Genomic DNA, 14,752 nt, shown 5'->3' with positions numbered 1-14,752 from the left:
CTTTCGGACATTAATGACCTCCCATTAATTTATCAACTTCTTCGGGTTTATCATGCACACCAAACCGGTCAACAATGGTACGGGTGGCATCATTCATCCCACGTATCTCAACCTCAGTTCCCTCTCTGCGGAACTTAATAACCACCTTGTCCAGGGCACTCACCGAAGTGATGTCCCAGAAATGGGCGTGTGAAACATCTATCGTCACATTCTCAATCGCCTCGCGGAAATCAAAGTGGCTGGTAAAGCGATCTGCTGATGCAAAGAATACCTGGCCGGTGACGGTATACGTTCGACTCGTCCCTTCCAGAACTGAGGTTACACGCATGAACCGGGATACTTTCGTAGCAAAGTTGAGCGAAGCAATCAGCACTCCGGTCAGCACGCCGAAGGCCAGATTATGTGTTGCCACCACAACCGCGACGGTGGCAAGCATGACCACGCTGGTTGAAAGGGGGTGTGTACGCAGGTTAGTAATGGAGCGCCAGGAGAATGTTCCGATGGAAACCATAATCATCACTGCGACCAGCGCCGCCATCGGGATTTGCGATACCCAGTCGCGCAGGAACACAATCAGGCAAAGCAGCACCACGCCAGCTGTGAGGGTTGAAAGCCGTCCACGGCCACCGGATTTTACGTTGATAACGGATTGCCCAATCATCGCGCAGCCTGCCATTCCTCCGATAAAGGATGTGCAAATATTCGCGATACCCTGCGCTTTACACTCCCGGTTTTTGTCGCTTGGCGTGTCGGTCATGTCATCCACAATCGTGGCGGTCATCATCGACTCAAGCAGGCCAACCACCGCAAGCCCGGCAGAATAAGGCAGGATGATGAGCAGTGTCTGGAGATTTAAAGGCACGTCAGGAAGCAGGAAGACCGGCAGGCTGTCGGGAAGTTTCCCCATATCGCCGACGGTTCGCACATCCAGTTGCAGCCACATGGCAATGCCGGTCAGCACCACGATGCACACAAGCGGTGATGGAATGGTTTTGTTGATATAGGGGAAGAGATAGATGATTCCCAGCCCTGCCGCAGTCATGGCATAAACATGCCATGTAACGTTGGTCAGCTCAGGCAACTGGGCCATGAAAATCAGGATTGCCAGTGCGTTAACAAACCCCGTCACCACTGAGCGTGAAACAAAACGCATCAGCCCACCTAGCTTCAGATATCCGGCTATCAGCTGGAATACTCCTGTAAGGATGGACGCGGCCAGTAAATACTCCAGGCCATGATCTTTCACCAGAGTCACCATCAGCAGCGCCATTGCACCGGTAGATGAAGAAATCATCGCCGGACGCCCGCCAAAGAAGGCCATAACGAGAGGGATACAGAACGCCGAATAGAGGCCTACCTGGGGATCCACACCGGCAATAATGGAAAATGCGATCGCTTCTGGAATGAGCGCGAGCGCGACAACAATACCGGCAAGAACGTCACCACGGACGTTACCCAGCCAGTCCTTACGTGTCGAGGACAGCAACATAGTAATTTCTCAGATTTTGAATACAGTCAGCCCGTGTGGGCAAAAAATTTCAGATACGAAAAAACACATCCGCAGACGGGATGCTTTTGATTGTGCGACTGAGACTACTCAGTGCGACAGAGGAGGGTTACAACTCAGGGTGGCGTAAGACGCATGATTTTTTGAGTTCTCCTTTACGGTAAACGATACCTTCAGGACTGAATTAAGCCAGGTCATCAGGAGATGAACACAGACCACGAAGCCTGATCTTGTCAGAACAGGCGCTTAACTATAAACGAAAGCAAAGGAAGATCAATGTTTCACCATGAAGATCATTGTCAGGGAAGGGATCAGAAAGGTACTCCTGCTAACGTCTGCTTCTGGCACAAAGCGGCCTTCGATGTAAGAAGCGGTGCGCACCATTAAATCTTACAAACGGATCGGTAGCGATTCTGCCAGGGTAGTCAAAGCTGGTAAAGCGGCAGAAGTGATTTCTGGAAGGAGCTACGCAAAGTTTTGTGCGGACCATGTAGAGCCGTGAGGGGATGTTAATTTGTGGATTAAGGCCGCCACGAAGTTTACTCGTCGCTCCCTCGAATTAGAGAGTAAGAGTTTGATCTTGAAAGGGTGTAATGGTAAGTGTTGCGATGTTTATTTAGGGGTGTTTTGTGTAGTAACTTCTTGATATATAAGGAAGAACAGAGGTTAAGCCGTAAACAGGAATCGTATTCGGTCTCTTTTTATCTGTTGAAAGTAAACGCCTTTTCCCGTTGCGGACTTTAACAGATGGGCAACATTCTCTGTTCTTCGTTAAACCATACCACACTACGCCCGGCGGAAGTCCAGTGCTTTTTAGCGGTTTTGTTAAATTTTTAGCTGTTACCGATGAAAGCAGAGATTAGCGGCAAAAACGTGCGCTGATGCCGCATTCAATCTCATCAAGCAGTTGAAAACGGCGGCGGTATTCCGCGCGTTTTTTACTGGCAATGCTGTCGATCGCTTTGCGCTCCATACCTGCTGGCAGGGCCCAGCGAAATGCACCGCACGACTTAGCGCCCAGCGATTGCCAGAATTCGTCATAGCTGGCATGCAGATGACGACCTTTACTCAGACGATAGCGCAGGGCGCGAAAAACATGGCCTTCATCGCTCACACCATAAATGGCGCTGATACCTGACTGCTTCGCCAGATTGAAGATCGCTTCCAGCAGGATCCTTTTTGGAAACAGGCCATAACAGGCGCGGGTGGCATTTTTGATCGTCTCCCGCCCTACGTCTTTTCGCGGCCCCTGCAGGCCGCCAATCACCAGCGCACTTTGGCCCTTCTCCTCAACAACGCTGAAGGTCAGGCTCGCCAGCAGGGTGTTATCCCCGGCCCGTAGCCAGAGCGTGGTTTCGCCCTCGCGTTCGGCCTTCACCGCGCTGCTGGCGTAAATCGTATAGTGCGCATCGTCTTTAGTGGCGAACTGCAGCAGCGAAAGTGGAGTCGGGCTGCTAAAGCTCCGCGCCAGGCTGGCGTCCGGCAGCGCATCAAGCCAGGCGTAATGGTGCAGGATGGCGTTGGCCCGCTCACCGGCACGTAATCCGCGAGTGAGATACTGACGCTGGGTTTTCACCGGCAGCGTAGTTTGTGCTTTTAACAACAGCGGAAAATCATCGCGACGGGAGAGCGTCTCCAGCATGCGGGTGGTTGAGGACCAGAACAGCAGGGAGCGCAGGAAAAATTTCAGCCTGTAATCGCGTTTATGCCACAGCGGGCCGGGCATAAACTCGCCCTTCGCCAGGGCGAAAATAACAGAAGAACGGTGCGTTAAAGACAGCTCAGCAGGCAGGATGGTATTAGACACGATGAAGACCTCTTTATATTTCTGCAATTATCTTAAAGGCCATCGGATAATCATTTAAGCGTTGCTAAACCTTTATTTCCGCTTTGTTTAATGTCGATTGAGGTTATTCCTAACCCCAGTTACCGCTCATCTTATTGTCAGCATTCCAGGGGCTATACTGATCATGAGGGGGCGCTATGTATCTCAATCTTGATGGTCACAACTGGCGACACGTCTGGGTGGTAAGCGATCTTCACGGTTGTTATCAAATGCTTATGGCAGATCTGCGGCAGCGGCATTTTAACCCGTATGAGGATTTACTTATTTGCGTTGGCGATTTAATCGATCGCGGACCGGATAGCGTGAAATGCCTGCAGCTATTAAATGAAGCGTGGTTTTATGCCGTGCGGGGCAACCATGAGCAGATGGCGCTGGACGCGCTGCAGAATAATGATTTTGGCCTGTGGATGATGAATGGCGGCAATTGGTTAGCACAATTAAAGGGTGAACAGCAGGCGCAGGCGCTGGCGTTGCTCAGGCGCAGTGAGACCCTGCCGTGGATTATCGAAATTGCCTGCGCCAACGGCGTGAATGTTATTGCTCATGCCAATTACCCGTCCTCCCACTACGTGCGGGACAAGCCGGTCAACAAGCAAAGCGTCCTCTGGGACAGGGCACACTTGCGGGAACTGATGAGCGGCAAAGAGGCGGGGATCGCTGGGGCGGATCACTTCTGGTTCGGGCACACACCGCTCAAAACACGTTATGACTGCCAGAACCTGCACTATATCGACACCGGGGCGGTATTTGGCGGCGCGTTGACCCTGGCGCAGCTACAGTGATTACAGGTCGGAATACTCCTGCGCCGGACGCCAGAAGCCGTCGATGAAGTCTTCAACCGGATAACAGCCGCCGTGACGAATACGCTGATCGTCCATCGAGGCCTCACACTGCGGTTCGGTGCGATACACATCCACCACCAGATCTTCACAGCCTGCGTCCAGATAACAGATAAATAACACCAGTGCGTACATCATGCCCCTCAGCATTTACTACCATATTGATATTGTAGGGGATGATTCAGGGAAGAGGAGATTATGAGAATAAATAACCCGCCTGCGGGCGGGTTCTCTTTGAATCAGGCAAGGCGCATGATCCAGGCATCGGAACTTTGATCGTAATGCTCACGGTAAAGGACTGAGTGTTCGCCATCGAGGATTGCCGGGACGCTGGTGTCTGCATCCCATGCATCGAGCTGCATGCAAAGGTCGGGATCGGACTTGCAGGGGATGGTTAACGTTCGTTCGCCCTGCGTATCGCCGCTTAACTCGGCATCATCGATTTCGAATGCGCCAATGCGCACATTGGTTTTCGTCATAATGCTCTCCATGATCACGCTGTGTTCTGGTACGACCAGTATAGTCGCCCACTTTTCAGCCTGGACAATGAAGAGCAAAAGCGCCAGTAAAAAAGTGCTTTTTTTAGCGCGTTTCACCGTTACCGGTAAACAAGCGGCCATCGCGAACCAGCTCGCGCGGATAGCTGTTTTTAAGCCGCGAGCCCACTTTTTTCGCCATGCCTATTGGGAAGCCCTGCCAGGTCACTACCGCATCATCCCCGGACGGGGTTGTTTGTGGCCAGACATCGCGTCCGCGATACCACTCTTCCGCTTCCGCCTGGGTTAAGGCAAAGGTGTTGTGCTGGCCTGCCAGCGCGATCACCGCTTCATGCTGCCAGCGATAGCCTTTGTTGTGCGTCTCCGCCAGGCGCAGGCCAAGACGGGAGAAGCGCACTTTGCCGATCAGCGGCTCAATCTCTGTCGGGAATAACCACACCTCTTTATCTCGCTGCCACAGACGCAGACTGTCGTCCCAGAACAGGCCCGCCTGGTTAGCGGCGGCAGTAATCTGTTGGGCTTCGCGGGTTTTAAGGGGCGTGAACGGGAAGTTTCCGACCTTATATTTGGGAGCGGGCAGCGGTGCAACGGCGGCCTTTTTACGCAGGCGCGCCACGAAAAAGCCTTCGCAATCGTAAATATGCGGAAAGACGTGCAGGAAGCCTTCAGGCGTGACGCAGTCCCCGGCACTGGCGAACAGGTCGTTAAGCGGCAGGAATTCAACGGCATCCGGGTACTGCTCTTTCAGCCACAGACAAACGGCTTCGTTTTCGTCGCGGTTCAGGGTGCAGGTGGAGTAGACCAGCGTGCCGCCCGGACGCAGGGCGTGGAAGGCGCTGTCGATAAGCTCGCGCTGGGTGGCGGCGATCTCCAGGTTGCTGGCAACGGACCAGTTTTTCAGCGCATCGGGATCTTTTCGCACCACCCCTTCGCCGGAGCAGGGGGCGTCCAGCAGGATCGCATCGAAAGCTTCCGGCAGGGCGGCGCCAAACACGCGGCCATCGAAATGGGTGAGCGCCACGTTGCTGATCCCGCAGCGGCTGATATTCGCGTGCAGCACCTTAACGCGGCTGGCGGAGAACTCGTTGGCGAGGATCGCGCCCTGGTTGTTCATCCGCGCGGCGATCTGGGTGGTTTTGGAGCCGGGGGCGGCCGCCACGTCCATCACCCGGGCGGGCATATTGCCATCGGCAAACAGCGCAGCAACCGGCAGCATGGAGCTGGCTTCCTGAATATAGAAGAGCCCGCTCAGATGTTCTGCGGTACTGCCCAGCGGCAACGCCTCTTCGTCGTCACGCTCGATCCAGAATCCCTCTTCGCACCACGGCACAGGGGTGAGCTGCCAGCCGTAGGGGGCGACAAGCGTGAGAAAATCCGCCACGCTGATTTTCAGGGTATTGACGCGCAGGCTGCGGCGCAGCGGGCGCTGGCAGGCAGCGATAAACGCATCAAGAGAGAGAGGGTCAGGCAGAGCCTGGCGCATTTGTGCCAGAAATTCTTCTGGCAAATAGACGGAACGTTGAGACACGAGCGCACCACAGGGAGTCAAAGAGGCGCGCAGTGTACCACAAACGCTCCGGTGGGTTGACACCGGAGCGTAGGGGTTATCGTGGCAGGGCCGTTCCCCAGGTGCGCCACTCTTTCGGTTCGCTCTCCTGCAGCAGGAAGTGCTTGCCAGGCTGAGATTTCGGCGCGAGCGGGGTGCCAGGCGGCGTCGCAAAGGCGATACCGCCGCGGATAAACTGATTAAAGGTCCCGGTTTTCACCACCCCGCCGGTCAGGCCGAAGTCGAGCGAGTAGCCGGAGGCCAGCCAGAAGACGGAGTTGTTACGCACCAGGTGCTGATAGCGATCGCTGATACGCAGGGCTACCATCACCCGATCCGAGAGCGTCCCCAGCGACAGGCCGGTGACCGTACCCACTTCCATACCGCGGAACAGCACCGGTGTACCGATATCAAGGGATGCTGCATCCGGGACCTCCACCACAATGCTCAGGCCATCGAGATAGCGTGAATCGGTGATGGTCGCCTCCTGCAGCTCGAAGTCGCGGCGCGATTTACCCTGTCCGGGCTCCACGTTGATATAGGGCTGCAGAATGGTATCGAGATGCTCAACGCCCGCCGCGGAGATCTGCGGGGTGATGACCGAGAAGCGCGTCCCGGTGCGGGCGAAGTTGTCGACATATTCCGGGTAGAGCACCGCCGTGGCCTGCACTTCATTGCGGGCGGTGATCAGCTTCAGGCTCTGGACCTGCCCGATATCGATCCCCAGATAGCGTATCGGCATCCCTTCGGAGAGCTTGCCCGCGTCAAAGGCATGCAGGGTGATCTGACTGCCGACTGCACGCGCTGCGGTCTCAGAAGGATAGAGGATCCGCTTGTCGCCTTTACGCTGACTGGCGCTGGCCCCGCTCAGGTTGTCGAAGCTGATGGCCCCGCGCAGGGCGCGGGAGAGCGGAGAGGCCTGCACCGTCAGGCCGCTGCCGTTAAGCTGCACTTTGGCCCCGCCCTCAGCCCAGAACACGCTGTTGCTGGTCAACAGCTTGCGGTATTCCGGTTTGATATGCAGTTCGATATCAAAGGCATTGGCGCGCGGGCGCACCAGGATCACTTCACCCACTTCAAATTTACGATACAGCACCACCGAGCCCGCCTGCACATCCGGCAGGGTGTCGGCCACCAGCGTCAGGGTGGTGGTCGGCAGATCGCTCAGGCTGTTTTCCAGGGCTTTATCGAGATTGGCATACAGCGGATAGCTGTCGCGCATGGCGCCTTTCTCACCCGGCAGGATACGGATCCCGCCGCTGATCCACTCGCTGGCGCTGGCCGCCAGGAACTCGACGCCGTCGAGTCCGACTTTCACGTCCACCCGGCTGTTAACCACGAATTTACTGTCGCCATGCACCAGCTCGCGGTACTGCGGATCAATCGCCACCGCAAAGGTGACGCCTTTGCTGGTTAAGTTGCGCTCAAGCACCTGGCCAATCTGCACCCCGTGCAGAATCAGCGGCTGGCCGGCGTCGATGCCGTAGCTTTCCGGTGCGTTGAGGGTCACGGTCAGCACGCCGGGTTTTTGCAGCAGCGCCTTATCGGCCGGGGCGATGACAAACTGGTTAACCGGTTCGCCGCCGCCGGGAATGAGCTCAAACGTACTGCCGGTCAGCAGGCTGCTGACGCTGGGGTTGCTGAGCGTCAGTTTCGGCGTACGTAATTCTATGCGGGTGTTTTTACGCAGCAGATCGACCACGCTGGGGTCAACGGTCATCTCACCGGTTACCAGCCCGCCAGGGTTAAGCGTCATTTTGGTGAGCTGCCCGACCTGTAACCCCTGGTACATCAGCGGGGTGGAATCCTCCTTCAGGCCATCCGCCGAGGGGAGGGTGAGCTTCACAATCACGCCGCGCTGGCTGTGAGCCAGATCTTTATACAGGCCGAAATCATCTTCCTGGGTAGCGGGCTCAGAACCTTCCGGTGAATCGAAGGCGATTGCGCCGTTCACCAGCGCCGCCAGGCTCTCAAGCTTCACTTTGGCCCCGCTCAGGCTCAGGTCGGCATCCACGCCGGAGACGTTCCAGAACCGGCTGCCTTTTTTCACCAGCGAGGTAAAGCGTCGCTCAATCAGCACATCGATAACCACCCCCTGCTTGTTAGGGGTGATGGCGTAGTCATATACGCGGCCAACGGGGATCTTACGGAAATAGACCACCGAGCCGCTGTTTAAGGAGCCCAGATCCGCTGCATGCAGATGGATCATCAGATCGCCATTGTTAAGCCGGTATTTCGGCTGCGTGTCGAGGGCGGTAAAGTGATCCTTTGGCTCACCTTTGCCCGGCATCATGCCGATATAGTTACCCCCGACCAGCGCATCCAGCCCGGAGACGCCCGCCAGCGAGGCTTTGGGCGTAACCAGCCAGAACTGGGTCTCATCGCGCAGGGCATCTTTCATATCGGATTTGATGCTGGCGCGAACCTCAATTTTATTCAGGTTCTTGTCCAGGGAAACATCCTGGACGGTGCCCACCTCAACCCCCTGAAAACGGACGGGCGTTCGGCCTGCAACGATGCCGTCGGCGCTCTGGAAGTCAATGGTGATGGTATTGCCGCGATCTTCGTAGCTGGTCCAGATTAACCAGCCGGCGATCATCAGAGCGATAACCGGCAATAACCAGAATGGCGAAATACGACGTTTTGTTTTAACTCGCGCTTCAGTCGGCGAAGCTGGCGTTTCCTGACTCATGTGCATCCCAAAGTAAGCGGCTATCCAGCCATTCCACTGCAAGAATAGTCAAAATCACCGCAGAGCCGAAATAGAACGCTGCGGGTCCCATAGTAAAAGCAAGGAGCTGATCGCGATTGATCAGCGACATCATCAACGAAATAACAAACAGATCCAGCATTGACCAGCGGCCAATCCAGGTCACGAAACGCAACAACAGTATGCGGGTTCTCAGCCCCTGCTCACATTTGAAATGAATGCTCACGAGCAGAGTAAACATCACCACCACTTTGGTAAAGGGCACCAGAATACTGGCGATAAAGACGATCGCAGCCACGGCGATGTTGCTGTGGGCCAGCGAGACGATGCCCGACATAATGGTATCCTCCTGCCGCGCGCCGTTGACATAAATCACCGAAATCGGCAGCAGGTTAGCCGGGATCAGAAATATCAGCGAGGCGATGAGCGCCGCCCAGCATTTCTGCAGGCTGTTATGCCGCCGCAGGCGCAGGGGAATATGGCAGCGCGGACAGCGGCCCCGCGCGTCGGGCAGGCCGGTATAGTGGCAGCCCAGACAGACCCGCAGTGCCGGATCGTAGCGGGTGGCGGGGCGCTGCGGGTAGAAGCGCTCCCAGAGCTGCTCCACGTTGAGGTGAATCAGGGTCAGGACGCTCAATATCACCAGCGCGATAAAGGCGAACAGGCCAGAGCCCGGCTGCAGATAAGCGTAGTCCTGCACTTTGATTGAGGCCACGACGATCCCTACCAGGTAGATATCCAGCATCACCCACTCTTTGAGCTTCTCAAGCATCAGGAGCACCGGGCGAAGGTTCATACCCAGAATATTGCCGAACCACAGATAGGCTATCGCCGCCACCAGCACCACCGGCGCGCCGACGGTACAGAAGAGCACCATGGAGGCCGTCAGGGGATCGCCCTGGCGGGTCATCTGCCAGATCCCCTGCAACAGATTCGCGTCGATGCGCACGCCCAGCAGGTGCAGCTGAAGCAGGGGCTCGCTCCAGGCGAAGGGCATCAGCAGCATCATGGTCACGGCCATCGCCGCCAGCCGGGTCAGCGACCAGTCGCGGCCATCGCGGATTTTTGCGTTGCAGCGCGGGCAGAAAGCACTTTGGTATGATTTCATCTTTGGCAACGTAAAAAGCGTATCGCATTGCGGGCAACGCTGATAATGTGCACGAGGCAGCGCATCGCCGACCGTGTGCACAGTGATCTTTTTCGTCGGCATTATTTTCGGTGATTTAAGAGCCATCGGTCGCGCTAAAAAGGGATAGTTAATAGTTATCTTAACTCATGAATTGATTCATCTTGAGCATGAACGCAAATAATGCGTATTTTAATAGGCTATGCTGTAATTTTGTAAGACAACCAAGTGATTGAATAATGAACAAAACAGAATTCTACGCGGACTTAAACCGCGATTTCCAGGCATTGATGGCAGGTGAAACCAGTTTCCTGGCCACCCTGGCGAACACCAGCGCGTTACTCTTTGAACGTCTGTCCGATGTGAACTGGGCCGGTTTTTATCTGCTGGAAGGCGACACGCTGGTGCTGGGGCCGTTTCAGGGCAAACTGGCCTGCGTCCGTATCCCGGTTGGGCGCGGGGTTTGCGGTACGGCGGTAGCACAAAACCAGGTGCAGCGCGTGGATGACGTTCATGCGTTCGACGGGCATATCGCCTGCGACAGCGCCAGCAACGCTGAAATCGTGCTGCCACTGACTGTGGAGAATCAGATTATTGGTGTTCTGGACATCGACAGCACGGTCTTCAATCGCTTTACCCCCGAGGACGAACAGGGGCTGCGCGAGGTGGTAGGGAATCTGGAACAGGTTCTCGCCGCGACCGATTATCATAAATTCTTTGCGAGCGTCGCAGGATAATCAACGGATAACGTAGCATTTACGGATGGCGTCATTATAATGACGCCTGTTCATGCCTGCGGCTTGTCGGCAACGTCCGTTGTAATCAGGAAATTTCATGGAAAATCAACCTAAGTTGAATAGCAGTAAAGAAGTTATCGCGTTTTTGGCCGAACGTTTTCCTCAATGTTTTAGTGCCGAGGGCGAAGCTCGTCCCCTGAAAATTGGTATTTTTCAGGATCTGGTAGAGCGTGTTGAAGGTGAGATGAACCTCAGCAAAACCCAACTCCGCTCCGCCTTACGTCTTTATACTTCGAGCTGGCGTTACCTTTACGGTATTAAAGCGGGCGCAACGCGTGTTGACCTCGACGGCAACCCGTGCGGCGTGCTGGACGAGCAGCACGTAGAGCATGCGCGTAAGCAGCTTGAAGAAGCCAAAGCGCGCGTTCAGGCTCAGCGTGCTGAACAGCAGGCGAAAAAACGCGAAGCGGCTGCGGCCAATGGCCAGGAAGAAGCGCCTCGCCGTGAGCGCAAGCCACGTCCTGCACCGCGTCGCAAAGAGAATACCGAGCGTAAGCCTCGTGCTGAGCAACCGGCAAAAGCCCCGCGTGCGCCTCGTGAAGAGCCGCGCCACACTCCGGTTTCTGACATTAACGCCCTGAGCGTCGGTCAGTCTCTGAAGGTAAAAGCGGGTAACAATGCTATGGATGCCACCGTACAGGAAATCACCAAAGATGGCGTTCGTGTACAGCTGACTTCTGGTCTGTCAATGATTGTACGCGCAGAACACTTGTTGTTCTAAAACGGAGGCCAAGCCCGGCATGAACACATTTTTTAAGCTCACCGCGCTGGCTGGCCTGTTTGCGATAACAGGCCACGCTTTCGCTGTGGACGAGATTACGCGTGTCGATCAGATTCCGGTTCTGAAGGAAGAGACTCAGCACGCGACGGTGAGTGAGCGCGTCACGTCGCGCTTCACCCGTTCGCACTATCGTCAGTTCGATCTCGACCAGGCTTTTTCGACAAAAATTTTCGACCGCTATCTGAACCTGCTGGACTACAGCCATAACGTCCTGCTGGCGAGCGATGTCGAACAATTTGCCAAAAAGCAGACCCAGGTCGGGGATGAGTTACGCAGCGGCAAGCTGGACCTGTTCTACGACCTGTATAATCTGTCGCAGAAACGCCGTTTTGAGCGCTATCAATACGCGCTTAAGGTGCTTGAACGTCCAATGGACTTCACGGGTAACGACACCTTTAATCTTGACCGCAGCAAGTCGCCGTGGCCAAAAGATGAAGCCGAGCTGAATCAGCTGTGGGACAGCAAAGTTAAGTATGACGAGCTGAGCCTCAAACTCACCGGTAAGGATGAGAAAGAGATCCGCGAAACGCTGACCCGCCGCTACAAATTTGCTATTCGTCGCCTGGCGCAGACCAACAGTGAAGATGTTTTCTCGCTGGCGATGACCGCCTTCGCGCACGAAATCGATCCGCATACTAACTATCTCTCTCCGCGCAACACCGAGCAGTTCAACACCGAGATGAGCCTCTCCCTTGAAGGGATCGGCGCGGTGCTGCAGATGGACGACGATTACACCGTGATTAACTCCATGGTTGCCGGCGGTCCGGCTGCCAAAAGCAAGGCGATAAGCGTAGGCGATCGCATTGTGGGTGTCGGTCAGGTTGGTCAGAGCATGGTCGATGTCATCGGCTGGCGTCTGGATGATGTGGTTGCCCTGATCAAAGGGCCGAAAGGCAGTAAAGTCCGTCTGGAAATTCTGCCAGCGGGTAAAGGCACCAAGACCCGTATCGTTACCCTGACCCGCGAGCGCATCCGTCTGGAAGATCGCGCGGTGAAAATGTCGGTGAAAACCGTGGGTAAAGACAAGGTTGGCGTGCTGGATATTCCTGGTTTCTATGTGGGCCTGACGGACGACGTCAAAGTCCAACTACAGAAACTGGAAAAACAGAACGTTAAGAGCGTAATTATCGATCTGCGTAGCAACGGCGGTGGCGCCCTGACCGAGGCGGTTTCGCTTTCGGGCCTGTTTATCCCGTCCGGCCCGGTGGTACAGGTTCGCGACAATAACGGTAAAGTGCGTGAAGACGCGGATACCGATGGCGTTGTCTACTACAAAGGGCCGCTGGTGGTGATGGTCGATCGCTTCAGTGCTTCGGCCTCAGAGATCTTTGCTGCCGCCATGCAGGATTATGGCCGCGCGCTGATTGTTGGCGAACCGACCTTCGGTAAGGGTACGGTACAGCAGTATCGCTCCCTGAACCGTATTTACGATCAGATGCTGCGTCCGGAATGGCCAGCGCTGGGCTCGGTGCAGTACACCATTCAGAAGTTCTACCGCGTGAATGGCGGCAGTACCCAGCGTAAAGGCGTGACTCCGGATATCATCATGCCGACGGGCAACGAAGAGACCGAAACAGGTGAGAAGTTTGAAGATAACGCGTTGCCGTGGGATAGCGTAAACGCTGCCACCTTCGTGAAGTCGGGCGACATGACTCCGTTTGGTCCGGCGCTGCTGAAGCAGCACGACGATCGCATTGCCAAAGATCCTGAGTTCCAGTACATCATCAAAGATATTGCCCGCTTTAACGCCCTGAAGGCGAAACGCAATATCGTCTCTCTGAACTACGCGCAGCGTCTGAAAGAGAACGAAGAGGATGATGCAACGCGTCTGGCGCGGATCAACGACCGCTTCAAACGCGAAGGAAAGCCAGCCCTCAAAAAACTGGATGACCTGCCGAAGGATTATCAGGAGCCGGATCCCTATCTTGATGAGACGGTAAAAATCGCTATCGATCTGGCGAAACTGGAAAAAGATAAGCCAGCCGGGAATCCCGCTCCGGCTAAATAATCTCCCCTGACAGGCACAAGAAATTGTGCCTGTTTTTTTGTTAACCGCATCCTGCCGTCAGGCATTCCTTTTATTGTGTAAAGTTGTGTCTTTCTGGTGACTTACGCCGCTGCAATCCTTGAAAATATACGGAATACCCATACGATGTGGGTAATCGCATAGTGCGTTTTGTTAAAATGAGGTTAAAAGAATATTATGATGCGAATCGCGCTCTTCCTGCTCACCAACCTGGCGGTCATGGTGGTATTCGGGCTGGTGCTCAGCCTGACAGGAATTCAGTCGAGCAGCGTTCAGGGTTTGTTAATTATGGCGCTGCTGTTTGGTTTTGGTGGCTCCTTTATCTCACTGCTGATGTCCAAGTGGATGGCACTTAAGTCCGTTGGCGGCGAGGTTATTGAGCAACCGCGTAACGATATGGAACAGTGGTTGATGACCACCGTTGCTAACCAGTCCCGTCAGGCGGGTATCGCCATGCCGCAGGTGGCGATCTATCACGCGCCGGATATCAACGCCTTCGCCACCGGCGCGCGTCGCGACGCCTCTCTGGTTGCGGTGAGTACCGGCCTGTTGCAGAACATGAGCCGTGATGAAGCCGAAGCGGTTATCGCCCACGAGATCAGCCACATTGCGAACGGCGATATGGTGACCATGACCCTGATTCAGGGTGTCGTGAACACCTTCGTTATCTTTATCTCGCGTATTATTGCCCAGATTGCCGCAGGCTTTATGGGGGGCGATCGTGAGGAAGGCGAATCAAGTAACGGTAACCCACTGATCTACTTCGCGGTCTCTATGGTGCTGGAGCTGGTATTTGGTATTCTGGCAAGCATCATCACCATGTGGTTCTCCCGTCACCGTGAATTCCATGCGGATGCGGGTTCAGCCAAACTGGTGGGACGCGAGAAGATGATTGCTGCGCTGCAGCGTCTGAAAACCAGCTATGAACCGCAGGAAGCCTCAAGCATGATGGCATTCTGCATCAACGGTAAATCAAAATCCCTGAGCGAGCTGTTTATGTCTCACCCGCCGCTGGATAAGCGTATCGCAGCGCTGCGTAACGGTGAATACCTGAAATAACGGCCTCGGTTTGCTAAT

12 protein-coding genes are annotated in these 14,752 nt (G+C 55.2%); 5 read left to right on the top strand and 7 right to left on the bottom strand.

The window, feature by feature from the left end; all coding sequences use genetic code 11:
* Nucleotides 1-10: 10 nt before the first annotated feature.
* On the bottom strand, nt 11-1,489 hold the full coding sequence (locus GNG29_RS13390; RefSeq protein ID WP_032611732.1) for a SulP family inorganic anion transporter: 1,479 nt from the start codon (nt 1,487-1,489) through the stop codon (nt 11-13).
* Nucleotides 1,490-2,366: 877 nt separating this feature from the next.
* Nucleotides 2,367-3,314 (bottom strand): VirK/YbjX family protein, encoded by a 948-nt coding sequence (locus tag GNG29_RS13385; RefSeq protein WP_231736520.1) that lies wholly within the window; start codon nt 3,312-3,314, stop codon nt 2,367-2,369.
* Between the two features lie 176 nt (nt 3,315-3,490).
* On the opposite strand from GNG29_RS13385, the gene pphA reads away from it, so the two are divergent.
* A complete protein-coding gene (gene pphA / locus GNG29_RS13380) occupies nt 3,491-4,135 on the top strand; it encodes a protein-serine/threonine phosphatase (RefSeq protein ID WP_156654708.1) in 645 nt (214 codons plus the stop codon).
* Here the strand turns inward: pphA and GNG29_RS13375 are convergent, their stop codons facing one another.
* From GNG29_RS13375 to yebS, 5 genes are all read right to left on the bottom strand, one after another.
* Complete coding sequence (locus GNG29_RS13375) at nt 4,136-4,327, bottom strand: YebW family protein (RefSeq protein ID WP_039030805.1); 192 nt, start codon at nt 4,325-4,327, stop codon at nt 4,136-4,138.
* A gap of 104 nt (nt 4,328-4,431) precedes the next feature.
* Complete coding sequence (locus tag GNG29_RS13370) at nt 4,432-4,671, bottom strand: YebV family protein (RefSeq protein ID WP_103181101.1); 240 nt, start codon at nt 4,669-4,671, stop codon at nt 4,432-4,434.
* Nucleotides 4,672-4,774: 103 nt separating this feature from the next.
* Entirely contained in the window at nt 4,775-6,217 is a 1,443-nt protein-coding gene (gene rsmF, locus GNG29_RS13365) for a 16S rRNA (cytosine(1407)-C(5))-methyltransferase RsmF (RefSeq protein WP_103180043.1), read from the bottom strand.
* Nucleotides 6,218-6,293: 76 nt separating this feature from the next.
* Nucleotides 6,294-8,927 carry a PqiB family protein gene (locus tag GNG29_RS13360; protein WP_156654707.1) on the bottom strand — a complete coding sequence of 878 codons (2,634 nt, stop codon included), beginning with the start codon at nt 8,925-8,927 and terminating at the stop codon, nt 6,294-6,296.
* Nucleotides 8,896-10,179: a membrane integrity lipid transport subunit YebS gene (yebS, locus tag GNG29_RS13355; protein ID WP_103180041.1), complete on the bottom strand. Its 1,284-nt coding sequence runs from the start codon at nt 10,177-10,179 to the stop codon at nt 8,896-8,898. The genes GNG29_RS13360 and yebS overlap by 32 nt, the downstream gene beginning before the upstream one ends.
* A gap of 131 nt (nt 10,180-10,310) precedes the next feature.
* Between yebS and GNG29_RS13350 the strand changes: the two genes are divergently transcribed.
* The 4 genes from GNG29_RS13350 to htpX all read left to right on the top strand — a co-directional run bounded on the left by GNG29_RS13350 (nt 10,311) and on the right by htpX (nt 14,734).
* Nucleotides 10,311-10,808, top strand: a complete 498-nt coding sequence (locus GNG29_RS13350; RefSeq protein WP_103180040.1) for a GAF domain-containing protein — start codon at nt 10,311-10,313, stop codon at nt 10,806-10,808.
* Nucleotides 10,809-10,905: 97 nt separating this feature from the next.
* Nucleotides 10,906-11,589 (top strand): RNA chaperone ProQ, encoded by a 684-nt coding sequence (gene proQ, locus GNG29_RS13345; RefSeq protein ID WP_103180039.1) that lies wholly within the window; start codon nt 10,906-10,908, stop codon nt 11,587-11,589.
* A gap of 19 nt (nt 11,590-11,608) precedes the next feature.
* The gene (gene prc, locus GNG29_RS13340) at nt 11,609-13,657 is read left to right on the top strand and encodes a carboxy terminal-processing peptidase (protein ID WP_103180038.1); all 2,049 of its coding nucleotides are present in this window, start codon (nt 11,609-11,611) and stop codon (nt 13,655-13,657) included.
* Between the two features lie 195 nt (nt 13,658-13,852).
* Complete coding sequence (htpX, locus tag GNG29_RS13335) at nt 13,853-14,734, top strand: protease HtpX (RefSeq protein WP_103180037.1); 882 nt, start codon at nt 13,853-13,855, stop codon at nt 14,732-14,734.
* Nucleotides 14,735-14,752 lie beyond the last annotated feature (18 nt).

The organism is Leclercia sp. Colony189, assembly GCF_009740165.1.
GTDB lineage: Bacteria > Pseudomonadota > Gammaproteobacteria > Enterobacterales > Enterobacteriaceae > Enterobacter.
The sequence above is the reverse complement of the archived record's forward strand: the minus strand, read 5'-3'. Positions and strand labels throughout refer to the sequence as shown.

Bases quoted from the DNA above. Each gene is read 5' to 3' on its own strand.
- GNG29_RS13390 (WP_032611732.1), bottom strand. From the start codon at position 1,489: ATGTTGCTGTCCTCGACACGTAAGGACTGGCTGGGTAACGTCCGTGGT.
- pphA (WP_156654708.1), top strand. From the start codon at position 3,491: ATGTATCTCAATCTTGATGGTCACAACTGGCGACACGTCTGGGTGGTA.
- GNG29_RS13375 (WP_039030805.1), bottom strand. From the start codon at position 4,327: ATGTACGCACTGGTGTTATTTATCTGTTATCTGGACGCAGGCTGTGAA.
- GNG29_RS13370 (WP_103181101.1), bottom strand. From the start codon at position 4,671: ATGACGAAAACCAATGTGCGCATTGGCGCATTCGAAATCGATGATGCC.
- GNG29_RS13360 (WP_156654707.1), bottom strand. From the start codon at position 8,927: ATGAGTCAGGAAACGCCAGCTTCGCCGACTGAAGCGCGAGTTAAAACA.
- yebS (WP_103180041.1), bottom strand. From the start codon at position 10,179: ATGGCTCTTAAATCACCGAAAATAATGCCGACGAAAAAGATCACTGTG.
- GNG29_RS13350 (WP_103180040.1), top strand. From the start codon at position 10,311: ATGAACAAAACAGAATTCTACGCGGACTTAAACCGCGATTTCCAGGCA.
- proQ (WP_103180039.1), top strand. From the start codon at position 10,906: ATGGAAAATCAACCTAAGTTGAATAGCAGTAAAGAAGTTATCGCGTTT.
- prc (WP_103180038.1), top strand. From the start codon at position 11,609: ATGAACACATTTTTTAAGCTCACCGCGCTGGCTGGCCTGTTTGCGATA.
- htpX (WP_103180037.1), top strand. From the start codon at position 13,853: ATGATGCGAATCGCGCTCTTCCTGCTCACCAACCTGGCGGTCATGGTG.